We start from the raw sequence: 19,324 nt of genomic DNA, 5'->3' as shown, positions 1-19,324 counted from the left end.
AAAGTGAAGCTATCAATATGATAAATCAAGGTGTAAGTGAAGTTGATCACTTAACTAAACAAAATGTTCAAATAGCTAGAACAACTAATCAAGTAACTGCTGAGGTTGATGAGATAGCTAAAAGCATTGTAGAAGATAGCAAGAAGAAGAAATTCTAAACACACTCACTAAATATTCATAAAACATAACGACAGCAGAACTAACTGCTGTCGGTTTAAATCCAAAATCCAAACTAATCGTAAAAATAAATTGAAAAACTAGTATTTTTTAGCTATCATAAGCCATAAGGAAAAAATATGCAAAGCAATGAAATTTTTACACTTATAGGTATCCCAGCTCTTATTTGTTTAGCGCGCATTACAGATGTTACGCTTGGCACGATCCGTATTATTTTTGTTTCAAAAGGACAAAAGTATTTGGCTCCAATCCTAGGCTTTTTTGAGATAATGGTCTGGCTTGTAGCTATAACCCAGGTCATGCAGCACCTTGATCACTGGCAAAACTATATTGCCTATGCGCTTGGTTTTGCGCTAGGAAATTTCCTTGGAATTTGGCTAGAAAACAAACTAGCCCTTGGCAATGTCATGGTAAATATCGTAACAAAAACTGATGCAAATATCCTTGCAAAGATACTAAGGGACTGCGGATACTGGGTCACACAAACTGATGCGGTGGGAAATGATGGCAATGTTAGTATCCTAGTAACCATCATCAAAAGAAGCGATGTTTCAAAGATCATTCCCATCATAAAAAAGCACAATCCTTGGGCTGTTTACTCGGTAAGCGATATGCGCTATGTCAATACAAGCGCGGCAAGTATGCCTGTTACATACGATATCAAACAAAAAAATATACTAAAGATAAAAGAAGATGAGACAAAATAGCTAAAGTTAAATTTCTTGAGTTTTTAAGGATAACATAGACGAAGTTAGCACAAATTTTACTTTTTTATATTTTCTTAAGCAACATTCTATAAAAATAGGAGTAAAATAACGCAACTAAAAGCAGATTTTACACTTTTTATTTCTTAATATATTTGCGCAACCCTTTACTTACTAAAATTTTTTGAAATTTGCCGATATACAAAACCTTGCTTTTAATATAAAATTTAAGGATAAATTATGAAACCAAATAAACTTCACCTATCTGTTGTTTTAGCAAGTGTAATATGCACATTTTCATCGGCACAGATAATAGATCTGCAATATAATAATTACAGAGACTACTTGGATTTAGGACAAAATAAAGGTGCTTTTGCCGCCCCAAATGAAAGCGTGTCTATAAAACAAAAAAATGGTGAAATTCTTACATTTCATAAAATCCCAGATCAATCAGCAAGAAGCAACTACGGCACCGTAACATCTCTTGGCAGAAACTATGTAGTAACAGCAAAGCACTTGGATTTGATATTTGATGCTAAGAATGTTGGCAATACAAAAGGTGCTTTTAGACAAACAACATATAATTTCTTATCAGGATATCATAATACTTTTAACTCGATAAGACATTTTGGAAGAGATACTATATATCTTAGAACTGACAAATATATAGTTGAAGGAAACATTGATCCATTAGATATAGCTGGTCTAGATGCGTCTGGCACACCCAATAATTCTCAACCAGAGCAATCAGTATATAAAAATCTCAAACTTATAGATGATTATATAAAACAGGTGCAAGATAAAGATACAAATCCAAGCGATAATAAGATTGAGGCATATCAAGCTGGTGTAGGTGTGTTAGGTTTTAGACACGGCAAAGGCGATAAAGAGGCAAGAGATCTTCAAAACAATACAATAGGCGGATCTTTTAATTATATATCTTTTATAGTTCAAAATATAAAAAAGATAGTATTGGCGCAAAAGGTGTGCAACCAGGGATAATAATAACCGCCCTACCAAATAATAATTTTAAAAACGAACTCAGCACTGGCGATAGTGATTCTGGTTTATTTATGTATGACACAGTAAAAGAAAAATGGGTCTTGATAGGTGTAGTTTCTATGGGCGGAGGAGGATACACAGAGTATTCTCTTGTAAGCAAGACAGATCTTGACGCTTACAAAAAAACATATGAAAAATATATAAATAAAGCTATAATAGGATCTGCAGACCTTGATCCTCTAAAAGACAACATCATAACACAACCATCAAAAATAACTATATATAACGAACTTGAACTAGGTAGTGGCGGAATTGTATTTCAAAAGGGGCAGCATGTCATATCAGGACACGGTAGCCTTACTGGGCTTGCTGGATTTGACATAGAGCAAGATGCAAGCGTAGAGCTAAATATCCCTATCCAAAGCACCCTACAAAAATAGGTAGTGGAGAGCTTGTTGTAAATAGTGTAAATAAAAATTTACGCCTTGGTAACGGGGAAGTTATCTTAAAAAATGGTCGTTCATTTGATAAAATTTACATCACAAGTGGTCGCGGGACTTTAAAGCTTGACAATGATAGCATAGACTTAAACAATAAAATTTTCTTTGGAAATGGCGGTGGAAAGCTTGATCTAAATAGTAAAAATCAGACTTTTGATAACATTTCAGCTAATGCAAATAACGCCGTAGTAATAAACTCAAGCTCTCAAAAATCAACCCTAACCATAAATAATAATAAAGAGAAAATTTTTCACGCAAGTATCGGCGAAAATGGTAAAAATAGTATCGATATAAAAACAGACGGCACAAATACTTTAGTTTTTGACGGCGGATTTGATATAAGTGGTAAATTTAGTGCAAACGGTGGCACTGTAGTGCTTCAAGGACATCCAGTTACTCACGCCTTAGGCGACACTGCAGTAAATAATAATGCGGAAAATGCCAACTATAAAGGCAAAACAACAACCGAAATCGTAAAAATGAACGAAAATTTGCCTGATTATATGGATCTTACTCGTCCATCTACTCTATCTCAACCTGATTGGGACACTAGAGAGTATAAAGCAACTGAGGGCATAGAGCTAACAAATACAAAACTACACATTGGCAAACACGCCGAAGTTAGTGCAAATATAACAGCCAACAATAACTCCGAAGTGATCTTTGGCGGAGATAAGATCAAGCACTATATTGATAAATTTGATGCGGATAATACAACTGGTGATGGCTTTACTCATCATCAAGAGATCACATCTGAAGTATTAAGTGAAAAAAATAGGGGCGATGATACTATCAAATTTAATGGCGCCATCACAGCTGATAGCTCAACCATCACATCAAATATAGTAAATTTTAACCCTAGCTCAATTGATTTAAAAAATAACTCAACGCTTAATGTTACAAATTTAAACATCGATAAAGATCCAACAAACATTGAAAAAGATGATACTTCAAGAATAAAGGCTGAAAATTTCACCCTTTCAAATGTGAAAGATTTTAACATCGATAAAATTACCAAAAACTCTGAGATCACAAACACTATCTTAAAAAATGCAACAGCAAACGGCTCAGATCTTAATACAAATCTAACGCTTAAAAAATCAACACTTACACTAAGTGATAAATTTACATTAAAAGACAAGCTTGACATTATAAACTCTACAATAAATACAAATGAAATAAACGCAGAAAATAAAACAACGACTATAAACATATCAAATGGCACACTAAAAGGCGAAACGTTTAAAGCAATAAACTCCACCATAGATATAAAAAATTCTTTATCAGGGCTTGATGTAAAAAATATAGATGCAAAAAATAACTCAAAAATCAACATCGATAGTTTTAAAATGACAAACTCACATAGCCTTAGCACAGATAATAGCTCTTATCTAAACTTTAACACCCTAAGCTACGATGCAAACAATCAAGCAGACACAAAAGAGATAAATGCAAATGTCAAAATCTCAAACATGCTTCATATCCAAAATGTTGGCACAATGATAAAAGATGGCAAAAAAGAGATGGATTTTAAGCAAATTTTAGAACTATCAAACGATATGGTTATTAAAGTTGATTTTTCATCGATACTAAAAAAAGATGAAATTGAACAAGAAAAAGAGTATGAAATCCTATCAGCCAATACGTTAAGAAATAATAATGTAAAATTTAGTGCGATAGATCCTGAAGGACTATTTGCTAAATTTGAGATTAAAGATAACAAACTTTATGCTAAATTTAGTGAGAAAAACTTAAAAGATATAGGTGAGCTTAGTAAGGCAAGTGGCTTAGTAGGCTATAAAAATAAAAAGATACTAAGTATACTTTCAAACTCATCTACAAATGATCAAAGTATCATCGAAAATGCCGCTAGAACGGGCGATTTTACAGAGATAAAAGAGCGTGTTGCAAAAATCGATAGCGACTTTAAAACTATCGCTGACAACGCCCTTATCATAAACACCACCGCACTTTTTGCAAACAACAATATGATAAACACAAGGCTATCGCAACTTACCTATCTAAGAGCGAGTGCTGATATGAGCGGTATAAAACTAGCCGGACTTGAGTCAGACGCCACGCCTAGCCTAAAACTCGTGCTTGATGCGATGGAAGCACAAAGACATAAAAACAACTTCTGGGCAAACATCAACGGCGGATACTTTAACGAAAAAAGTACAAATGGCGACTTGAAATTTTACGGTGCAAACTTTGGCTACGATCAAGCCATAGAAGGCACAGAGCTAACGCTTGGTGCGATGATGGGCTTTGGCAAGTCAAAATACGAAGCTAAAAATTTCAAAGATGACTCTAAAATTTATAACTTCGGTGCTTACTCATTTTACAACGGCGAGAGTTTTGAAGTGCAAAATAACCTAAATTTCGCTTTCATCAGAGGCGATCGCTACATCGCAAGCGCCCAAAAAGCAAAGGTAAAATCAACCGGCATTCTTTCAAGTAACTACTTAAAATACAAAATCGAGCTTAAAAATGACGGCGATTTTAGCCACACTATCAAGCCGGTTTTTGCACTTGAGCTTGGCGCAAACGGCATAAGCGGCTTTAATAACGGCGAGTATAAACAAAAAGATTTTAACAACTTTAACGCGGCGGTTGGCGTTGGCGTTGAGTATGCGATCGCTTCAAAAACATCGGCGTATTCGGCTCAATTACTTGCTAAGCAAAATATCTATCACTCAAAAAACAAGCCTTTGTAACGCTAAATAACTCAAACGAATACATCGGCTATGATGTGGATAATGACGATCTTAGCTTTAGGCTAAATTTGCTTGGTCAAACAAAGCTTGATGAAAATTTTGCCCTTCAGTATGAAGTGGGTGGCACGGTCGATAAAGACGGCGATCACGGCGTAAGCGGCAGCTTAAAGCTTGAATATAAATTTTAAAATATACTAAAATGTTTTGATATTTGCTAGCAAATTTATTATAAATAAAGGCATAAAGCTGAACTTTAAGTAATGCTTAATACTAGGAATTTATGCTTTAATAGATTGGGTAGTCAAGTTTAGTGTCAAAACATAGTGCTATAAATTATATAGATAATGCGCAAAGAGCCAAAAATAGACATATCTTATTTTAAACCTAGAAAATAATGTTTCAATTCTGGATATGTCTATTTCAAAATTTTAGAGATAAAAATCTTATTTTATACCACATTAATTTGTTTTACAAGCTGGGTTTTATTAAAATTTTGAGTTAAAAAGTAGTTTTACCCAGGCTCAACATACTTGTATTTTAGCTTGATATTGTTTTGTTTGATATATAAAAGTGTTTCATGGCAAGCATGCATAAAAAAGCCCTCTTTTGGGGCTAATGTGTCTAAAATTTCCGTTGCTTGTTCATAGTTTATATGATTTTTGCTGTGATAGGCTGGGTTTGAGCAAGCATCGATATAGCAACGATCAAATTTAAACTGCTTTAAAAAACTCATACTATCTTCATCTATGCCAGCACAGTCAGTCAAATATGCCACCACTTCATCGCCTTGTATCACATAGCCATTTGTATTTCTTGAGTGTTTAAGCATGATGGGTGTAAATTTTATATCGTTTATTGTAACGCTTTTAAAGGGCTCATTTTGGATATATTTTATGGATTTTGGATATTTAAAAAGATCCGAAAAACCAACCTCATCTTTTGGATGAAAGCATAAAATTTCACTCGCACTATATCTGAGTCTAAGCAAACCCAAAACATGGTCTGGATGAAAATGCGTAAGAAAAACAGCCTTTATTTTTTCAGTGTTAAATATACTTGATATAGCCTCCACTCCGGCATCAAGCAAGATTATCTGTCCATTTTTACACCTTATATAGGCACAAGTTGATAAATTTTGCTTTCCGCTCACGCGGTGCTCGGTGCAAATTTCACACTCACAATTATGCACTGGTATACCGCCGCTATCGGCACTTCCTAAGAAGCTAAGCTGCATGTATCGCCTTTAAAATTTCTGTAAATTTTATGATATTTTCGTTTAAATTTCCTACATTTTCAAACTCGATAATTCGCTTTGCCACAACCTCTTTTTTAGAGCGTTTTATACGGCTTATTATCTGCTCTTTGCTCTCTCTGCCGCGCCCTAAAAGTCGCTCTAGCAAAACCTCATCGCTTGCTTTTATATGGATAGTAAAAACATTTTCAAACCTATCTTCAAAGTCCTTTATCGCACCTCTTGAAACTGAGATAATATTTGTATTTTGAACAAGAAAACTTTGCGCGATAGCATAAATATTTTCATGAGCGCTCCAATGGCTGATAAAAAAATTTGCCCTTATGAGCTCTTTCATCTCTTCATGCGTTGCAAATATATTATCTTCATTTTTATCTGGTTTTCTTGTTATATAACGCCTTGTAAAGCTTATATCATCATAACCAGAAAGAAGCACTTTTGCGCCCTTTATCAAGCTATCTTTGCCAACACCACTTGCGCCAACTATTAAGATGATTTTCACGCTGTTTTGCCTAGTAAATTTAGTGTTGAAAAGACCATTTTGCCATCTTTGATACTCATTAACACATTTGGAATTTCTTTATCGTCAATGACTAATAAATCAGCCCTTAAACCCTCTTTTATCTCGCCTCTATCATTTAGTCCGGCACACATTGCAGGTGTTTTTGTTATAAGCTCAAAGCACTGAGCAAGGGGTCTTTTTGTATGTTTTGCTATAATATAGACTGATTGAAGCATTGAGCTTGGATGATAGTCAGAACAAAGATAGCTGCAAACTTCATTTTCAACAAGAAGCATGGCACTAACATTTCCGCTTTGACTACCTCCACGAACGATATTTGGTGCACCCATGCCAGTTTTAAGTCCTGATTTTATGCAATACCTTGCCACTTCTAAACTTAGTGGAAACTCAGAAATTTCTATCCCAAGAGCATTTAAAACCGCAAGCTTTTCTATCCCATCATCATCATGGCTAAGCGTTGCGATTCCATTTTTTGTAGCATATTTTATAAGCTCATAAATTTTACCAAGATCTCTATTTTGCTTTTTTTCAACAATAAAATTTATATCCTCATCGCTCATACCATGGTGCTTGCGATAGTAGCTCATAAACGACTCAAGCGTCTTAAACTGCCCTTGTCCTGGGGTATGATCCATTATAGAAAGCATTGATGCTTTTTTGTCATCTATTATCTTTTTTATCGGTTCTATCGCATCAGTATGGCAAATTTCAAAGCGTATGTGTATGAGATTATCAGATAAAAGTTGTTTTTTGTTTATATCATGAAGTATATTTACTTGTTCGATCGCATTTTTTATGTTTCTACTTTTTTGACTGTTTTCTTCAAAGCTTATAGCATGATATATTGTTGTTATACCAGACATAATGATCTTTTTATCTAAGTTTATGATGGCAAATTTTGGATTAAAACTTGCTCCTGGCCTTGGTTCTATCTCTTTTTCTAAAGCATCAGAGTGAAGATCAACGATACCAGGCGTTATCTTAAACTCACCAAAGTCATAACCCAAACCATACTCTTTTATCTGGCTTATTTTGCCATCTTTTATCTCAATAGATGCTGGTCTAAACTCTTTATCAATCAGCACATTTTTGCTGCATATTATCATTTACTTGCTCCTATTTCATAAGTTTTATCAGCAATTAACTCCATGGTATCCTTATCGTGAAAAATACCTACCATACTTATGCCATTTTTTTTAAGCTCTTTTAGTTTTTCTACCACTTTTAATCGATTTGTCTTATCAAGTGAAGCTGTCGGTTCATCAAGCAAGATAAGTGGCTTTGGAGCTATAATGCCGCGTGCGATATTTACACGCTGCTGCTCTCCACCGCTAAAAGTAAGTGGCGAAAGTTCAAAAAGCTCCTCTTTTATAGAAAGGTAACTAAGCAGCTCTTTTGCCTTTTGTTTTGCGGCTTTTTGGCTCTCTCCTTGCTGTATAAGCGGAGCAGAAACTATATCAACAGCACCTATTCTTGGCAAAACCTGCAAAAACTGTGAAACATAGCCGATATATTTTTTTCTGACTTCTAAAATTTCGCTATCGCTTAGCTTTGCTAAATCGATCTGCTTATCATCTTTTATCTGAAGTAAAATTTCTCCACCACTGCTAAGATAAGTTCTATTTAACGCCTTTAAAACAGATGATTTACCAGCACCACTAGGTCCTAAAAGTGATAAAAACTCGCCCTTTTTAAGACTAAAGTTTATATCCTTAAAGCCATCTATCTCAACACCGCCTTGGGTGTGGATTTTAAATTTTTTGTATAAATTTTTAACCTCTAAAAAAGCCATTTTATCTCCTACAAAACGCTTGAAACAAGAAGTTGGGTATATGGGTGTTGCGGATCTTGTAAAATTTGATCGGTTAATCCCATCTCAACCACCTCTCCATTTTTCATCACAACCGTTAAATCCGTTAAATGCTTTATCACTCCAAGATCATGCGAAACGATAATCATCGCAAAGCCTATTTGTTTTTGAAGTGCTTTTATAAGATCTAAAATTTTTGCCTGCACAGATAGATCAAGCCCAGTAGTAGGCTCATCAAGAAGCAAAATTTTAGGGTTTGCAGAAAGCGCTTTTGATATCTGTATGCGTTGCTGCTGCCCGCCACTAAAAGCATCTGGATAATCATCAATGCGTTGTGTTGGAATTTCAGTTTTTTCTAAAAACATAAGCGCGCCCTGTCTTATACTGTGGTATCTTTTTTCTCCACTTGCGATGATTTTTTCCGCGATATTTCCGCCAGCACTAAAGTTATAATTTAGACCCAAGCGTGGGTTTTGATATATCATTGACATAGTTTTGTTTTTTAGTAAATTTAGCTCATTTAAATTTGCTTCAAATATATTTTTCAACCTACCATTTTTATCGCTAAAATTTTCTACAAAAATTTCTCCAAAAGTTGTTTTTAGGTCTTGGTATATAAGTTGCAACAAGGTTGATTTGCCGCTTCCACTCTCGCCAACTATCCCTAAAACCTCGCCCTTTTTAAGCTGCAAGCTTACACTATTTACCCCTACTACACTTCCGCACTCTGGGCATATCGATGAGTTTTTAGATGCGCCTGTTTTGCTTAGACATTTTGGACAACCTGAGCCAAAAATTTTTGATAGATTATTTATTTTTAGAACCATTTTGGCCTCTTTTTAAATTTTTATCACAAAAAGCTGTATCGTTGCAGTAATAATGTGCATTTTGCATATCATCATAAACCAAATCCATATATGAACCACTCGCACCACATCGCTCACAAATTTTATTTTCAAATTTTTCTATTTTAAATTCCATATCATCAAATTTTAATGGACAAACTTTTGTATATGGCGGGATAGCATAAATTTTCTTCTCGCGCCCCGCACCAAAGATCTGAAGTGCTTTTGAGTTGTTCAGCTTTTCAAGGTCATACTTTGGTATAGGACTTGGATCCATGATATAACGATCATTTACAAAAACTGGATAGCGTCTTGAAATTCTACTATCGCCAAACATTGAAGTATCCTCATATAAAAGCACCCAAATTTTAGAATAATCGGCATTTGCGTGCATCTGTTTTGCCTTTGCCATATTTGGTTCAACTATCTCAAGTGCATCTGGCATCGGTACTTGAAACACCAAAATTTGCCCATCTTTTAGCTCTTCTTGCGGGATCCTATGTCTAGTTTGAATAATACTTGCTTTTTTAGTGTCAATTGTTGTTTCATTTTTAGTTACTGAAGCGATAAAATTTCTTAAATTTACAGCATTTACGCTACCATCACAGCCTTGATCTATGACTTTTAAAACATCATCTTCTTTTATCACACAAAGTGTAACTTGCATACCGCCAGTCCCCCAACCCTTTGCAACAGGCATCTCTCGTGATGCAAAGCTGACTAAATACCCAGGTATGGCAACAGCTTTTAGTATCGCTCTTCTTATCTCTTTTTTGGCATCTTCGTCTAAAAAAGCATAATTCATTTTTTTCCTTTCATAAAACCGCTTACACGCTCAAAAATTTGTAAATCAGCCTGAAAAGTTACATAGTGTGGGAGCTTAAAGTGATTCGTAAAGCCCATAGAATCAATACCATCAATATGAGCCAAAACCATCTCAAAATCATTTACAAAGCTATTTGTAGATGCTGAATATTTTTGATTATAAAGAGTTAGATCAAGTATAGACATGCTAATAGACTTTGTTTCGTTAAATCCAAAACAAAAACCATACCCAACAGCAAGCTTCATACTGCCATCACTTTGTTTTTCAAAATTTCCAACACTTTCACAAGCTGTGGCATTTATCTCACCTATCTTTACATCATTTTTAGTAAGCGGATGGGTAAAAACAACATCACAAACCCCAAGTCTAAGATCGCCTATCGTTGGGTGAGTATCTCCGTATCCTCTCATGCTAGTATAAGCAAATGCAAGCATAGAACCGCCCTCTCCTCGTGCCATAGTCTGCATCACAGCACTTCTTTTATATGGCTCTTGCGCGTGCGCTCTTGTAATATCAAAGGTCTTATCATCTTTAGCAAGCATCTTTATCATATCAGCTTTTCGCAAAGGCTCAAGAGCGCTTTTTATGATATTTGTTTTTTTGCTAAATTTTTCCCATTCACTCTTTTTTATAAAAAGCTTTACTTCATAATCATTTGAAGGTCCTAAAATTTGACCTCCCGAAATATCCTTAAAGGCTGAAGAAATTCTGCGAAAAAGTCTCATATCATCAGTATTTATCTTTTTTGCAATCCCAATACGCTAACAAGCACTTCTGTGTGCTCTAACAAAAAAAGCAGCATTTAATAAATCTCCACCGCTCATTTTTATAGCTTTAGCAGCAAGTTTTTTAGTATAAAGCGCGCCCTCACCCATGACTTTATCAACAGCAAAACTAAGTCCGCTATCTATCTCGCTCTCTTTTATCCTGCCTTTTAGGCTATCTTTGTAAAAATTTATTGAATTTAAAATAGCCTTTTCGCCACCTTTTATCGCAACATATCCCATCTATTCAACCTTTGTTGTTCTTGAAAGCGCCATCATTTCACCACTTGTTGTATCTAAAAATAAAATTTCATTGCCTAGTGCAAATGTGGCATTATTTTGCATTATTTGTTTTATCAAATTTTGTTCAATAGGAAGCCTTGCTTTTTTAAAGCCATCAATGCCTGGTCCGCTTAGAGTGTATTCATGACTTGCTTTAAAATCACAAGTATAAATTATCATACACGAATCATCAGGAGAAGAAAAACTCCCTTTTTTTTACCTTTTGCAAAACATCATTTAGACTACTGCAAAAAAGATAATCACACTCTTGCAAGCTTGCACTATTTGCATTTGTTATGATTTTAATATCATCTAAACTTTCATCCGTTTGATTAGCAAAACTTACTTCACAAAAAAGCAGCACACTAGCTACACCACACATATATGAGTTAAAAATTTTTTTCACCTTTGTCTTATCGCCAGGACGGCTCAGTGCATCAAGTATCGCACGAAAATTTTCTCTATTTATCTTGTCAATATTTTTCATTTTTGCACCATCAAATCAAATTTGACATTTGTAGAATTTACTTTACGATTTATCTCATTTTGTATGTGTTGCTGTTTTAAAAGTGTTTGATCACATAAATTTTGTATCTCTTTTTCAAACATTTTACTTTCAAAAACTGCATCAATCGCGGCTATATAAATGCAAATTTTACTCTCATCATCCATCACCATAGCCCAGCCCTTATCACTACCGCACTTTACAATAGCACTTGTTGTTAAAACCTCTCCAGCATAAAATTCGCCGCCATTTATCGGATCATGCACTGGCAAAAGCAAAGTTTGAGCTGTTGGCTTGGTTAGAATTTTAACTCCAACCTTATCTTTTATCTTTTTATAAAGACTTTTTAACTTTTCTTTATCTGCCATTTGCAAGATAAAATTTATATCTTCTCTTTTCATATTTTTACATCCTTAGATATATCTTTTTCGCACAAGTGCACTAAATTTATCTATGATAAAAACGGTAATTACGATTAGGATTAAGATAGTGCAAACATGACCATTTTCAAAGCTTCTAAGCTTGTCAAACAGATAAAATCCTATGCCTCCAGCACCCACAAAACCAAGTATCGAAGCGCTTCTAACATCGCTTTCAAAGCGATAAAGAACCATAGAAACAAAATGTGGCATAGTTTGAGGGACAACTGCATAGACTAAAATTTTAATAAAGCCTGCACCGCTTGATTCAAGCGCCTTAACAGGACCCATATCAGCCTTCACTAAGAAGCTTACTTAAAACACCAGAAGTGTGGATACCAAGAGCTAAAATTCCAGCCATCGGACCAAGTCCTACTGCGCTTACAAAGATAAGAGCCCAAACCACTTCGTTTATAGAACGACAAATATTTGCTATGAGCGTAGCTATAAAGTAGATGAATTTTTTAACACCTTTGTGAATAATACCTTGACCAGGTATTAAAATTTCAAGTATATTTCTTGAGCTCATATATGAAAGCGGAACAGCAAGGACTATGGATATGACTATCGCAATGATCGCCATTTGCACAGTTTCTATTATGGATTTTATATATTTTATTATGTCTTTTGACTCGGTATTTGGCGGGAAGTATGAACTTCCTTGTATTTGCGGATTTCCACTAATGTATGAAAGCATATAATCCCAGCCGTTAAAAAGCGCAGAAAAACTCATCTGCGTATCTTTCCAGCTTTGTATAATCACGATAGCAACGACAGCTATCACAAAAAGCGTAAATGGTTTAAATGGCGTTGAGCCTTGTTTTAAATTTTCTACGCTTAAGTTTGAACTATTTTGAAAGCTCATAAGTTACCTTTTGGTGTTTTAAATTTATATTTTAGGCAAGCTTTAAATTTGCTTGCCTTGTTTTATCTACTTTTGTAGCTTTTTTCTAAGCTCTATAAGCTCTCTAATGCTGTCATAATCGCTATCTTTAATATCAACAAATCCAGAATAATTTAGCTTATCAAGCTCATTTGTATCTTTAAAATCAAGAAGAAGTTGTTTTATCTTTGCCTTTAAATCCTCTGGCAAGTCAGCCCTTGCAGCTATCGGAGCGCCTACTATCAGGTCTGATTTCCATATAAAGTTAAAATCATCTTTACTCCAAGCCTTTCCTTCGCCTTTTTCAAAATCAAGATCATTTGTAGAAGCTGCATCTACCCTGCCAGCTTTTACTGAAAGTATCGAAGCCTCATGGCTTCCAGAGTATATGACTTTTGAAAAATACTCATCTGGATCTATCCCTGCTCTTGCAAACATCACAGAAGGAACAAGAGTGCCTGAAGTTGATTTTGGATCGGTAAATGCCCATGTTTTACCTTTTAAGCTTTCGATAGTTTTAAGACCGCTATCTTTTTTAGAGATGATGATACCTGTATATCCTGGCTTGTCAGCTCCTTTTTGAAGTTCAGCCACAAGAGCTTGGGCATTTGCTCGTTTTGCAGCCTCCACATAAGACTCTGGTCCAAAATAGGCAATATCAGTGTGTTTATGCGCCATGCTTGTTATGATGCCTGTATAATCATTTGATGATTGCATTGTTATTTTTAAGCCAAGAGCATTTTCTAAATACTTTATCACTCCACTCCATCTAGTCTCAAGTGATGAGGTACCAGCCGTTGGAATAACGCTAAATTTTAGCTCTTTAGGCCAGTCTGCTTGTGCTGCATTTAGCGTGCTTATCATACCAACAACAAGCGCTGACATACTTAAAAATTTTGAAAACTTCATACATTCTCCTTTAAATTTGGATTTTTATCTCTTCTTCTAAACTTTGATTTGTCACAAGCTCATCTTTTGCATTTGCATAAACTTTTTCTATTATCTCATCGCTTAATCCTTTAACGCTTCCGTCATAAACTATCTTGCCGTCATTTAGGGCTATTATGCGGTCACAATACTCTTTGGCATACTCTAAGTGGTGCAAATTTGCGATAATCGTTACATCTTTTTTCTGATTTGCTTTTTTTAAAATTTTCATAACCTTAACTGCACTTTTTGGATCAAGCGCAGATACTGGCTCATCTGCTAAAATAATCTTTGGTTCTGCTGCTAAAGCACGAGCGATAGCCACTCTTTGGCGCTGCCCACCACTAAGTTCATCACAGCGTTTCAAAGAAAGTTTTTGTATATCAACAAATTCCATAAGTTCTTTTGCTTTTTGTAGCTCTTTGCGGCTGTAATATTTTATGACAGCACGAATAATAGGCATATCTTTAAGCATGCCGCTTATGACATTATCAAGCACACTTAAGCGTTCAACCAGATAATATCCTTGAAATATAATGCCTATTTTTTTACGAAGCGATATGAGTTCTGATTTTTTGATCTTATCCATATCATACTTTAAAACCTTAAAATCTCCATCAAAAACCTTGATATTGCCAACAAGCGACATCAAAAGAGTTGATTTGCCAGAACCACTTGGACCTATAATGCCAATAAATTCACCCTTTTTATCTCTAAATCTATTTTTTTAAGAATTTTTTCTTTTTTGTAGCCTAAAGTTGTCTTTTTCATCTGTATTAGCATGTCTAACCGCCAATTTTTTATTTGATGAAAATTTACTCCCAAAAAGAAACATATCGGATACTTTTTGGCTACTTTTTGGAAACATTGATATTTTTGAATAAATTTAAAATGCTTTTTATCTTAAATTTTGATTTTGGTTATTGTATCGTTTTTTGGATTTAGAGGGATTAAAATTTTATAGAAATTTTGGCTAGTTACAGCCAAAATTATTCATATTGCTTTGTTTTGCTATGGCAGTTTTTGCCGCTTCCGCAACCGCAGTCTTTTTGTTTAAATTCTTTCACATAGACAAAATAAGCCGCCGCAAGACCGATAGCAATCAAACCTAAAGTTTCGTATAAGCTCATATCTTTTCCTTTAAAATTATAAGGATTTTGGGCGAAAACTCGCCCAAAAATATTATTTCATCTCTTTTGCTTGAACCCAGATAACAGCATCTTGGCTTAGTTCTTTGCCTTTATACTCAGTGTCAGGGCCTACGCCAAGCGCAGCAAATCCCCACCAACCAGCTTTTGGTATGCCAAATGTAAATTCGCCATGCTCATTTGCCTTAATAGTTAGCGTTACAAAGCTATCTTGCGGAGCCTCGACCTTGCCTTTTTTGTTAGTCGTATTTGTTTTAACATTTAGGTCATGGTTTAGGTATTCAACCTCGATCTCAGCAAACGGTACTGGCTTGCCAGCTGATTTTACGATACCTGTAAATGTGCTTCCAGCCCAGATAGAGTAGGGCTTAGCTAGTGGCACGATCTCAGCCTTTAGACCTAGTTCAGCATCCCAATCCGTAGGTGCTCCAGCGACATTTACGATAGTTTTTGTGATCTGCTGAATGTAAGCCTCTTCATTTGCTTCATAGTAAGGTGCAGGTGTCAAAACAAAGACATGATCGCCCATACTGCGAGCCTTGTAAGCAGTTTCATATCCCATACCTGCATTGTGGCTACCTGTAAATTTTGCATCTTTTAATGTTGCTTTTAGATCAGTTTTTTTCTCTTTGTGAATAGCGTAAAAATCAACCACACCAGCTCTGCTCTTATCCTCTTGTAAGCCCATATCCATCGTATGTTCATCAGCAAATGGATGAGTAAAAACTAACTTAAGTGGGATTTCGCCACCTTTTTCTAAAGCTGATTCTGGTGTATAAAGCATTTGAAAGTGCGCCATAGCAGAGCTTGCAAAAGCTGCTGCAACCATTGATGAGATTAGAATTTTTTTCATTTTAGCTCCTTACTTTGCTATATCTTTTGATTGGATTATTACTTCATGTCCTTCGCCAGCAAACATTCTTGCCTTATACTCGCCCTCTGGCTGGTCAAATGTAAATGTGCTGTCTTTATCAAATTTGCCCTCTACGATAACTTTATCGCCTTGAAGCACTTTAAACTCAACGCCACTCGCGCTTGAGCCATCGCTAAATCCAGCCTCGCAAGTGATGGTCTTATCTCCGTTATCAAAGCAACTCATAAGCGCTGTATGCGCAAATGCTGCTTGGCTCATAAGAGCAACTAATGCTGATGAAAATAAAATTTTCTTCATTCTCTCTCCTTTTATTAAGATTTATTTACGATTCCACCGCTCCAGTTGCGTTTTTTCTCAGGCAAAAACCATAAGAATAAAACAGCAAAAAGAAGCATAAAATAATACACACTCATCGCCGTAAGCCCATCGATCCCTAAAATTTGTGAGCTTGTAAAAAATACCGTTGAAACAAAGAGTGCCAAAGCAAACGGGAAAAATATCCCAAATGCCATCCACGCCCAGCTATTTGCCTGCATTTTTACAACTATCATCGTGGCTATACAAGGTGGGGTAAGCAACATAAAGATGATGATAGAAGCAGCATGTAGTGGCGTATATCCGCTGTTTTTAGCCATTAGCTCTTCAGGGCGCACACTACTTTCATCAGCTAAAGTCGTAGCATCGCTTTGAGCAGTTGCGTTATCATCAGCAGCCTTTATAGAGCTTACATCTTTGTTTGACTCATAGATACTTCCAAGCGTTGCCACGGCGCTCTCACGAGCCGCAAATGAGCTTAAAAACGCGACATTTATCTTCCAGTCAAAGCCAGCATATTGCGAGATAGGCTCTAGCGCCCGTCCTGCCATGCCAAGTAGTGAGCTTTCTATCTTGTCATTTTTTTGCTCGCGTAAAATTCTATTTCGTCCAGTTGAGAGCTTGCGAAGTTCGCTATTTATTATCTTTGCTTCTTTGTCTGCTTTTGGCATTACAAATTTAAAATATTCAGGATTTTTTGCCTGATATAACTCATCAACCCCGCTCGCACCACTCATTTTCTTGGCTCTATATCCATCATAAAAATTTAACAGCTCAGCTACTTTTTCACGGCTATCTACGACTGAAAAATAAGCTGATTTTGAAGTAGCTTTATTAAATTTATCAAGTAAAGCTTGCTCTTGTTTAGCATAATGCTCTATCTTTTCTTGTGAAAGACCAGGAAACTGAAGCAAGACAAAAAGTATTACAGCCACGGCTATAACGATAGTGCAAACCTTTTTGATATATGTCCAAACGCGCTCACAAGCTCTTAAGATAACGCCTTTAAATGTAGGCATGTGATAAGGTGACAGCTCCATCACAAAGGGAGCAGTTTCGCGTGTTTTTAAGATAGTTGCGGTTAGAAATTTAGCTATCAAAAGTGCCGCTAGCACTGTAACGGTCGAGATGTAAAAGAGCATTATGCTCATTTGCGTTGGGAAAAATGCACCAAGCAAAAGCGTATAAAATGGCACCTTAGCAAGGCAGTTCATAAGAGGCACCGTAAGGATAGTAGCCATCCTAGCTCTATCATCGGCTATGCCTTTTGTGCTCATAACCCCAGGCACCGCACACCCTCCGACAAACGCTCCGCCTAAGACAAGCGGCAGGGTGCTTTGTCCGTGAAGTCCAAATTTACGAAATAGCTTATCTAAGATAAACGCCATTCTAGGCATGTATCCAACATCTTCAAGTATGGCTATCAAAGCAAAAAGTATGAAAAATATCGGCAGGTAGTTTAGTAAAGCGATGGTTGAGTTTGTTATCCATATCGCCATATCAGTTATCATCGGTACTTGGGCTATGTTGGCAGCTGGACTTATATCAATGACAAAATTTTTAATCATCGCAAGAAGCGGCCAAGTATAGTTTGTAAGATGATAGCCAAAAACGATACTAAGCTCATATATCATAAATACGATAAGTAGCAAGACGGGAAAGCTCAGCCATTTATTTAGCACAAGAGCATCTACCTTATCTGTCGTAGTTGGCACACCTTTTTTGGTTTCGCTAACACATTTATGAAAGATAATGTTGGCATTTTCGTAACGAAATGCAGCCAAAAAAGAGCCGATATCTTTGTTAAATTCTTGTTTAAACCTCTGTTTTGCGCTCTCTAGTAGCTGGGCCAAATTTTCATTTTTATCCTTTAAGCTCTCTATCACGCTGATATCGCCCTCAAGCGCCTTTATACAAAGCCAGCGTTTGCTTAAATTTTCAAAACTATCCGTGTTTATCTGTGGTTCTAGCTCATTTATAAAACTTTCTAAAGCATCATAATCAGCCCTAAATTCAGCATAGTTTTGCTTTATATCTTTAATATTTCTTAAAACTTCAATTATCGCTTCCTTGCCTTGCCCCTTTGCGCCAACCGCCTCTATGACAGGACATCCCAAAAACTCACTCATCTTTGCACTATCGATAATGATACCGCGCCCCTTGGCAACATCGCACATGTTTAGCACGACTACGACTGGCACGCCTATCTCAAGTAGCTGAAATGTAAGGTATAAATTTCGCTTTAAATTTGACGCATCTACTACATTTAAGATAATATCTGGTTTTTCATTAAGGATAAATTCCTTCGCCACGCGCTCTTCAAGCGAATAAGAGCTAAACGAGTAAGTCCCCGGCAGATCGACCATCTCAACATCCATATCACCTATGCCAAAGTAGCCTGACTTTTTATCGACCGTTACTCCTGGGTAGTTTGCGATATGCTGGCGAATACCACTTATCATATTAAAAATAGTTGATTTACCGCAGTTTGGCTGACCTGCGAGCGCGACTTTTATCTGTTTTGGCATGGCTCGACCTTTATCAGCGTTGCTTCGCTTTTTCGCAGAGAGATTAGATAGTTGTGAATTTTTAACTCCATCGGGTCTTTAAAGGGTGCTTCTCTTACGACCTCTATTTGTGCACCTGGTACAAAGCCCATATCTAGGAGCTTTTGAAGTAGTTTAGCATCGGCATTTACCGATAAAATTTTACAAGTTTGACCTGATAAAACCTCATCCAAATTCATTTTCTACCTTATTTTGATAATTACTACTAAATATCAAATTATATACACTTATTTTTTAATAACAAATAAAATTTTTAAAATTTGGATTTATTTTTTTGATTTTAG

At 35.9% G+C, this 19,324-nt stretch carries 23 protein-coding genes and 1 pseudogene; 5 read left to right on the top strand and 19 right to left on the bottom strand.

What is annotated here, in order from left to right:
* Positions 1-296: 296 nt before the first annotated feature.
* From LQV35_RS08780 to LQV35_RS08760, 5 genes are all read left to right on the top strand, one after another.
* A complete protein-coding gene (locus LQV35_RS08780; protein ID WP_230057506.1) occupies positions 297-884 on the top strand; it encodes a DUF2179 domain-containing protein in 588 nt (195 codons plus the stop codon).
* Between the two features lie 237 nt (positions 885-1,121).
* Complete coding sequence (locus tag LQV35_RS08775; RefSeq protein ID WP_230057505.1) at positions 1,122-1,883, top strand: S6 family peptidase; 762 nt, start codon at positions 1,122-1,124, stop codon at positions 1,881-1,883.
* Positions 1,868-2,323 carry a S6 family peptidase gene (locus LQV35_RS08770; RefSeq protein WP_230057504.1) on the top strand — a complete coding sequence of 152 codons (456 nt, stop codon included), beginning with the start codon at positions 1,868-1,870 and terminating at the stop codon, positions 2,321-2,323. The genes LQV35_RS08775 and LQV35_RS08770 overlap by 16 nt, the downstream gene beginning before the upstream one ends.
* 398 nt (positions 2,324-2,721) lie before the next feature.
* Positions 2,722-5,100, top strand: a complete 2,379-nt coding sequence (locus tag LQV35_RS08765; protein ID WP_418884448.1) for an autotransporter outer membrane beta-barrel domain-containing protein — start codon at positions 2,722-2,724, stop codon at positions 5,098-5,100.
* A 35-nt stretch (positions 5,101-5,135) separates the two neighbouring features.
* Positions 5,136-5,288 carry a hypothetical protein gene (locus LQV35_RS08760; protein ID WP_230057502.1) on the top strand — a complete coding sequence of 51 codons (153 nt, stop codon included), beginning with the start codon at positions 5,136-5,138 and terminating at the stop codon, positions 5,286-5,288.
* A gap of 323 nt (positions 5,289-5,611) precedes the next feature.
* Here LQV35_RS08760 and LQV35_RS08755 read toward each other — a convergent pair whose 3' ends face one another.
* From LQV35_RS08755 to LQV35_RS08665, 19 genes and pseudogenes are all read right to left on the bottom strand, one after another.
* Positions 5,612-6,334 carry an MBL fold metallo-hydrolase gene (locus tag LQV35_RS08755; RefSeq protein ID WP_230057501.1) on the bottom strand — a complete coding sequence of 241 codons (723 nt, stop codon included), beginning with the start codon at positions 6,332-6,334 and terminating at the stop codon, positions 5,612-5,614.
* Positions 6,324-6,854, bottom strand: coding sequence for an AAA family ATPase (locus LQV35_RS08750; RefSeq protein ID WP_230057500.1), 531 nt, complete (start codon positions 6,852-6,854; stop codon positions 6,324-6,326). Before LQV35_RS08750 ends, LQV35_RS08755 begins: the two co-directional genes overlap by 11 nt.
* Positions 6,851-7,981, bottom strand: coding sequence for an alpha-D-ribose 1-methylphosphonate 5-triphosphate diphosphatase (locus tag LQV35_RS08745; protein ID WP_230057499.1), 1,131 nt, complete (start codon positions 7,979-7,981; stop codon positions 6,851-6,853). Before LQV35_RS08745 ends, LQV35_RS08750 begins: the two co-directional genes overlap by 4 nt.
* Positions 7,978-8,667 (bottom strand): phosphonate C-P lyase system protein PhnL, encoded by a 690-nt coding sequence (gene phnL / locus LQV35_RS08740; protein ID WP_230057498.1) that lies wholly within the window; start codon positions 8,665-8,667, stop codon positions 7,978-7,980. Before phnL ends, LQV35_RS08745 begins: the two co-directional genes overlap by 4 nt.
* 8 nt (positions 8,668-8,675) lie before the next feature.
* Positions 8,676-9,512 carry an ATP-binding cassette domain-containing protein gene (locus LQV35_RS08735; RefSeq protein ID WP_230057497.1) on the bottom strand — a complete coding sequence of 279 codons (837 nt, stop codon included), beginning with the start codon at positions 9,510-9,512 and terminating at the stop codon, positions 8,676-8,678.
* The gene (locus LQV35_RS08730; protein ID WP_230057496.1) at positions 9,493-10,335 is read right to left on the bottom strand and encodes an alpha-D-ribose 1-methylphosphonate 5-phosphate C-P-lyase PhnJ; all 843 of its coding nucleotides are present in this window, start codon (positions 10,333-10,335) and stop codon (positions 9,493-9,495) included. Before LQV35_RS08730 ends, LQV35_RS08735 begins: the two co-directional genes overlap by 20 nt.
* Positions 10,332-11,363, bottom strand: a pseudogene (locus tag LQV35_RS08725) (carbon-phosphorus lyase complex subunit PhnI). The gene LQV35_RS08730 and the pseudogene LQV35_RS08725 overlap by 4 nt, the downstream one beginning before the upstream one ends.
* Positions 11,364-11,582: a phosphonate C-P lyase system protein PhnH gene (locus LQV35_RS08720; RefSeq protein WP_230057495.1), complete on the bottom strand. Its 219-nt coding sequence runs from the start codon at positions 11,580-11,582 to the stop codon at positions 11,364-11,366.
* Between the two features lie 10 nt (positions 11,583-11,592).
* The gene (locus LQV35_RS08715) at positions 11,593-11,889 is read right to left on the bottom strand and encodes a phosphonate C-P lyase system protein PhnH (protein ID WP_230057494.1); all 297 of its coding nucleotides are present in this window, start codon (positions 11,887-11,889) and stop codon (positions 11,593-11,595) included.
* Positions 11,886-12,308 carry a phosphonate C-P lyase system protein PhnG gene (locus tag LQV35_RS08710; protein ID WP_230057493.1) on the bottom strand — a complete coding sequence of 141 codons (423 nt, stop codon included), beginning with the start codon at positions 12,306-12,308 and terminating at the stop codon, positions 11,886-11,888. Before LQV35_RS08710 ends, LQV35_RS08715 begins: the two co-directional genes overlap by 4 nt.
* A gap of 12 nt (positions 12,309-12,320) precedes the next feature.
* Positions 12,321-12,629: a PhnE/PtxC family ABC transporter permease gene (locus LQV35_RS08705; protein ID WP_230057492.1), complete on the bottom strand. Its 309-nt coding sequence runs from the start codon at positions 12,627-12,629 to the stop codon at positions 12,321-12,323.
* A complete protein-coding gene (locus tag LQV35_RS08700) occupies positions 12,619-13,191 on the bottom strand; it encodes a PhnE/PtxC family ABC transporter permease (RefSeq protein ID WP_230057491.1) in 573 nt (190 codons plus the stop codon). The genes LQV35_RS08705 and LQV35_RS08700 overlap by 11 nt, the downstream gene beginning before the upstream one ends.
* A gap of 66 nt (positions 13,192-13,257) precedes the next feature.
* A complete protein-coding gene (gene phnD, locus LQV35_RS08695) occupies positions 13,258-14,118 on the bottom strand; it encodes a phosphonate ABC transporter substrate-binding protein (RefSeq protein ID WP_230057490.1) in 861 nt (286 codons plus the stop codon).
* A 10-nt stretch (positions 14,119-14,128) separates the two neighbouring features.
* Positions 14,129-14,785, bottom strand: coding sequence for a phosphonate ABC transporter ATP-binding protein (locus LQV35_RS08690; RefSeq protein WP_230057489.1), 657 nt, complete (start codon positions 14,783-14,785; stop codon positions 14,129-14,131).
* 340 nt (positions 14,786-15,125) lie between these two features.
* On the bottom strand, positions 15,126-15,266 hold the full coding sequence (locus LQV35_RS08685) for a hypothetical protein (protein WP_230057488.1): 141 nt from the start codon (positions 15,264-15,266) through the stop codon (positions 15,126-15,128).
* Between the two features lie 52 nt (positions 15,267-15,318).
* Entirely contained in the window at positions 15,319-16,137 is an 819-nt protein-coding gene (locus LQV35_RS08680) for a DUF4198 domain-containing protein (protein ID WP_230057487.1), read from the bottom strand.
* A 9-nt stretch (positions 16,138-16,146) separates the two neighbouring features.
* Positions 16,147-16,455: a hypothetical protein gene (locus LQV35_RS08675; protein WP_230057486.1), complete on the bottom strand. Its 309-nt coding sequence runs from the start codon at positions 16,453-16,455 to the stop codon at positions 16,147-16,149.
* Between the two features lie 14 nt (positions 16,456-16,469).
* Positions 16,470-19,001, bottom strand: coding sequence for a ferrous iron transport protein B (gene feoB / locus LQV35_RS08670; protein ID WP_230057485.1), 2,532 nt, complete (start codon positions 18,999-19,001; stop codon positions 16,470-16,472).
* On the bottom strand, positions 18,986-19,219 hold the full coding sequence (locus tag LQV35_RS08665) for a FeoA family protein (RefSeq protein ID WP_230057484.1): 234 nt from the start codon (positions 19,217-19,219) through the stop codon (positions 18,986-18,988). Before LQV35_RS08665 ends, feoB begins: the two co-directional genes overlap by 16 nt.
* Positions 19,220-19,324: the final 105 nt, after the last annotated feature.

Origin of the sequence: Campylobacter suis, assembly GCF_905120475.1 — a bacterium.
Taxonomy (GTDB): Bacteria; Campylobacterota; Campylobacteria; order Campylobacterales; family Campylobacteraceae; genus Campylobacter_A; species Campylobacter_A suis.
Note: the sequence above shows the minus strand (reverse complement) of the source record. Positions and strands in the feature narration are given on the sequence as shown.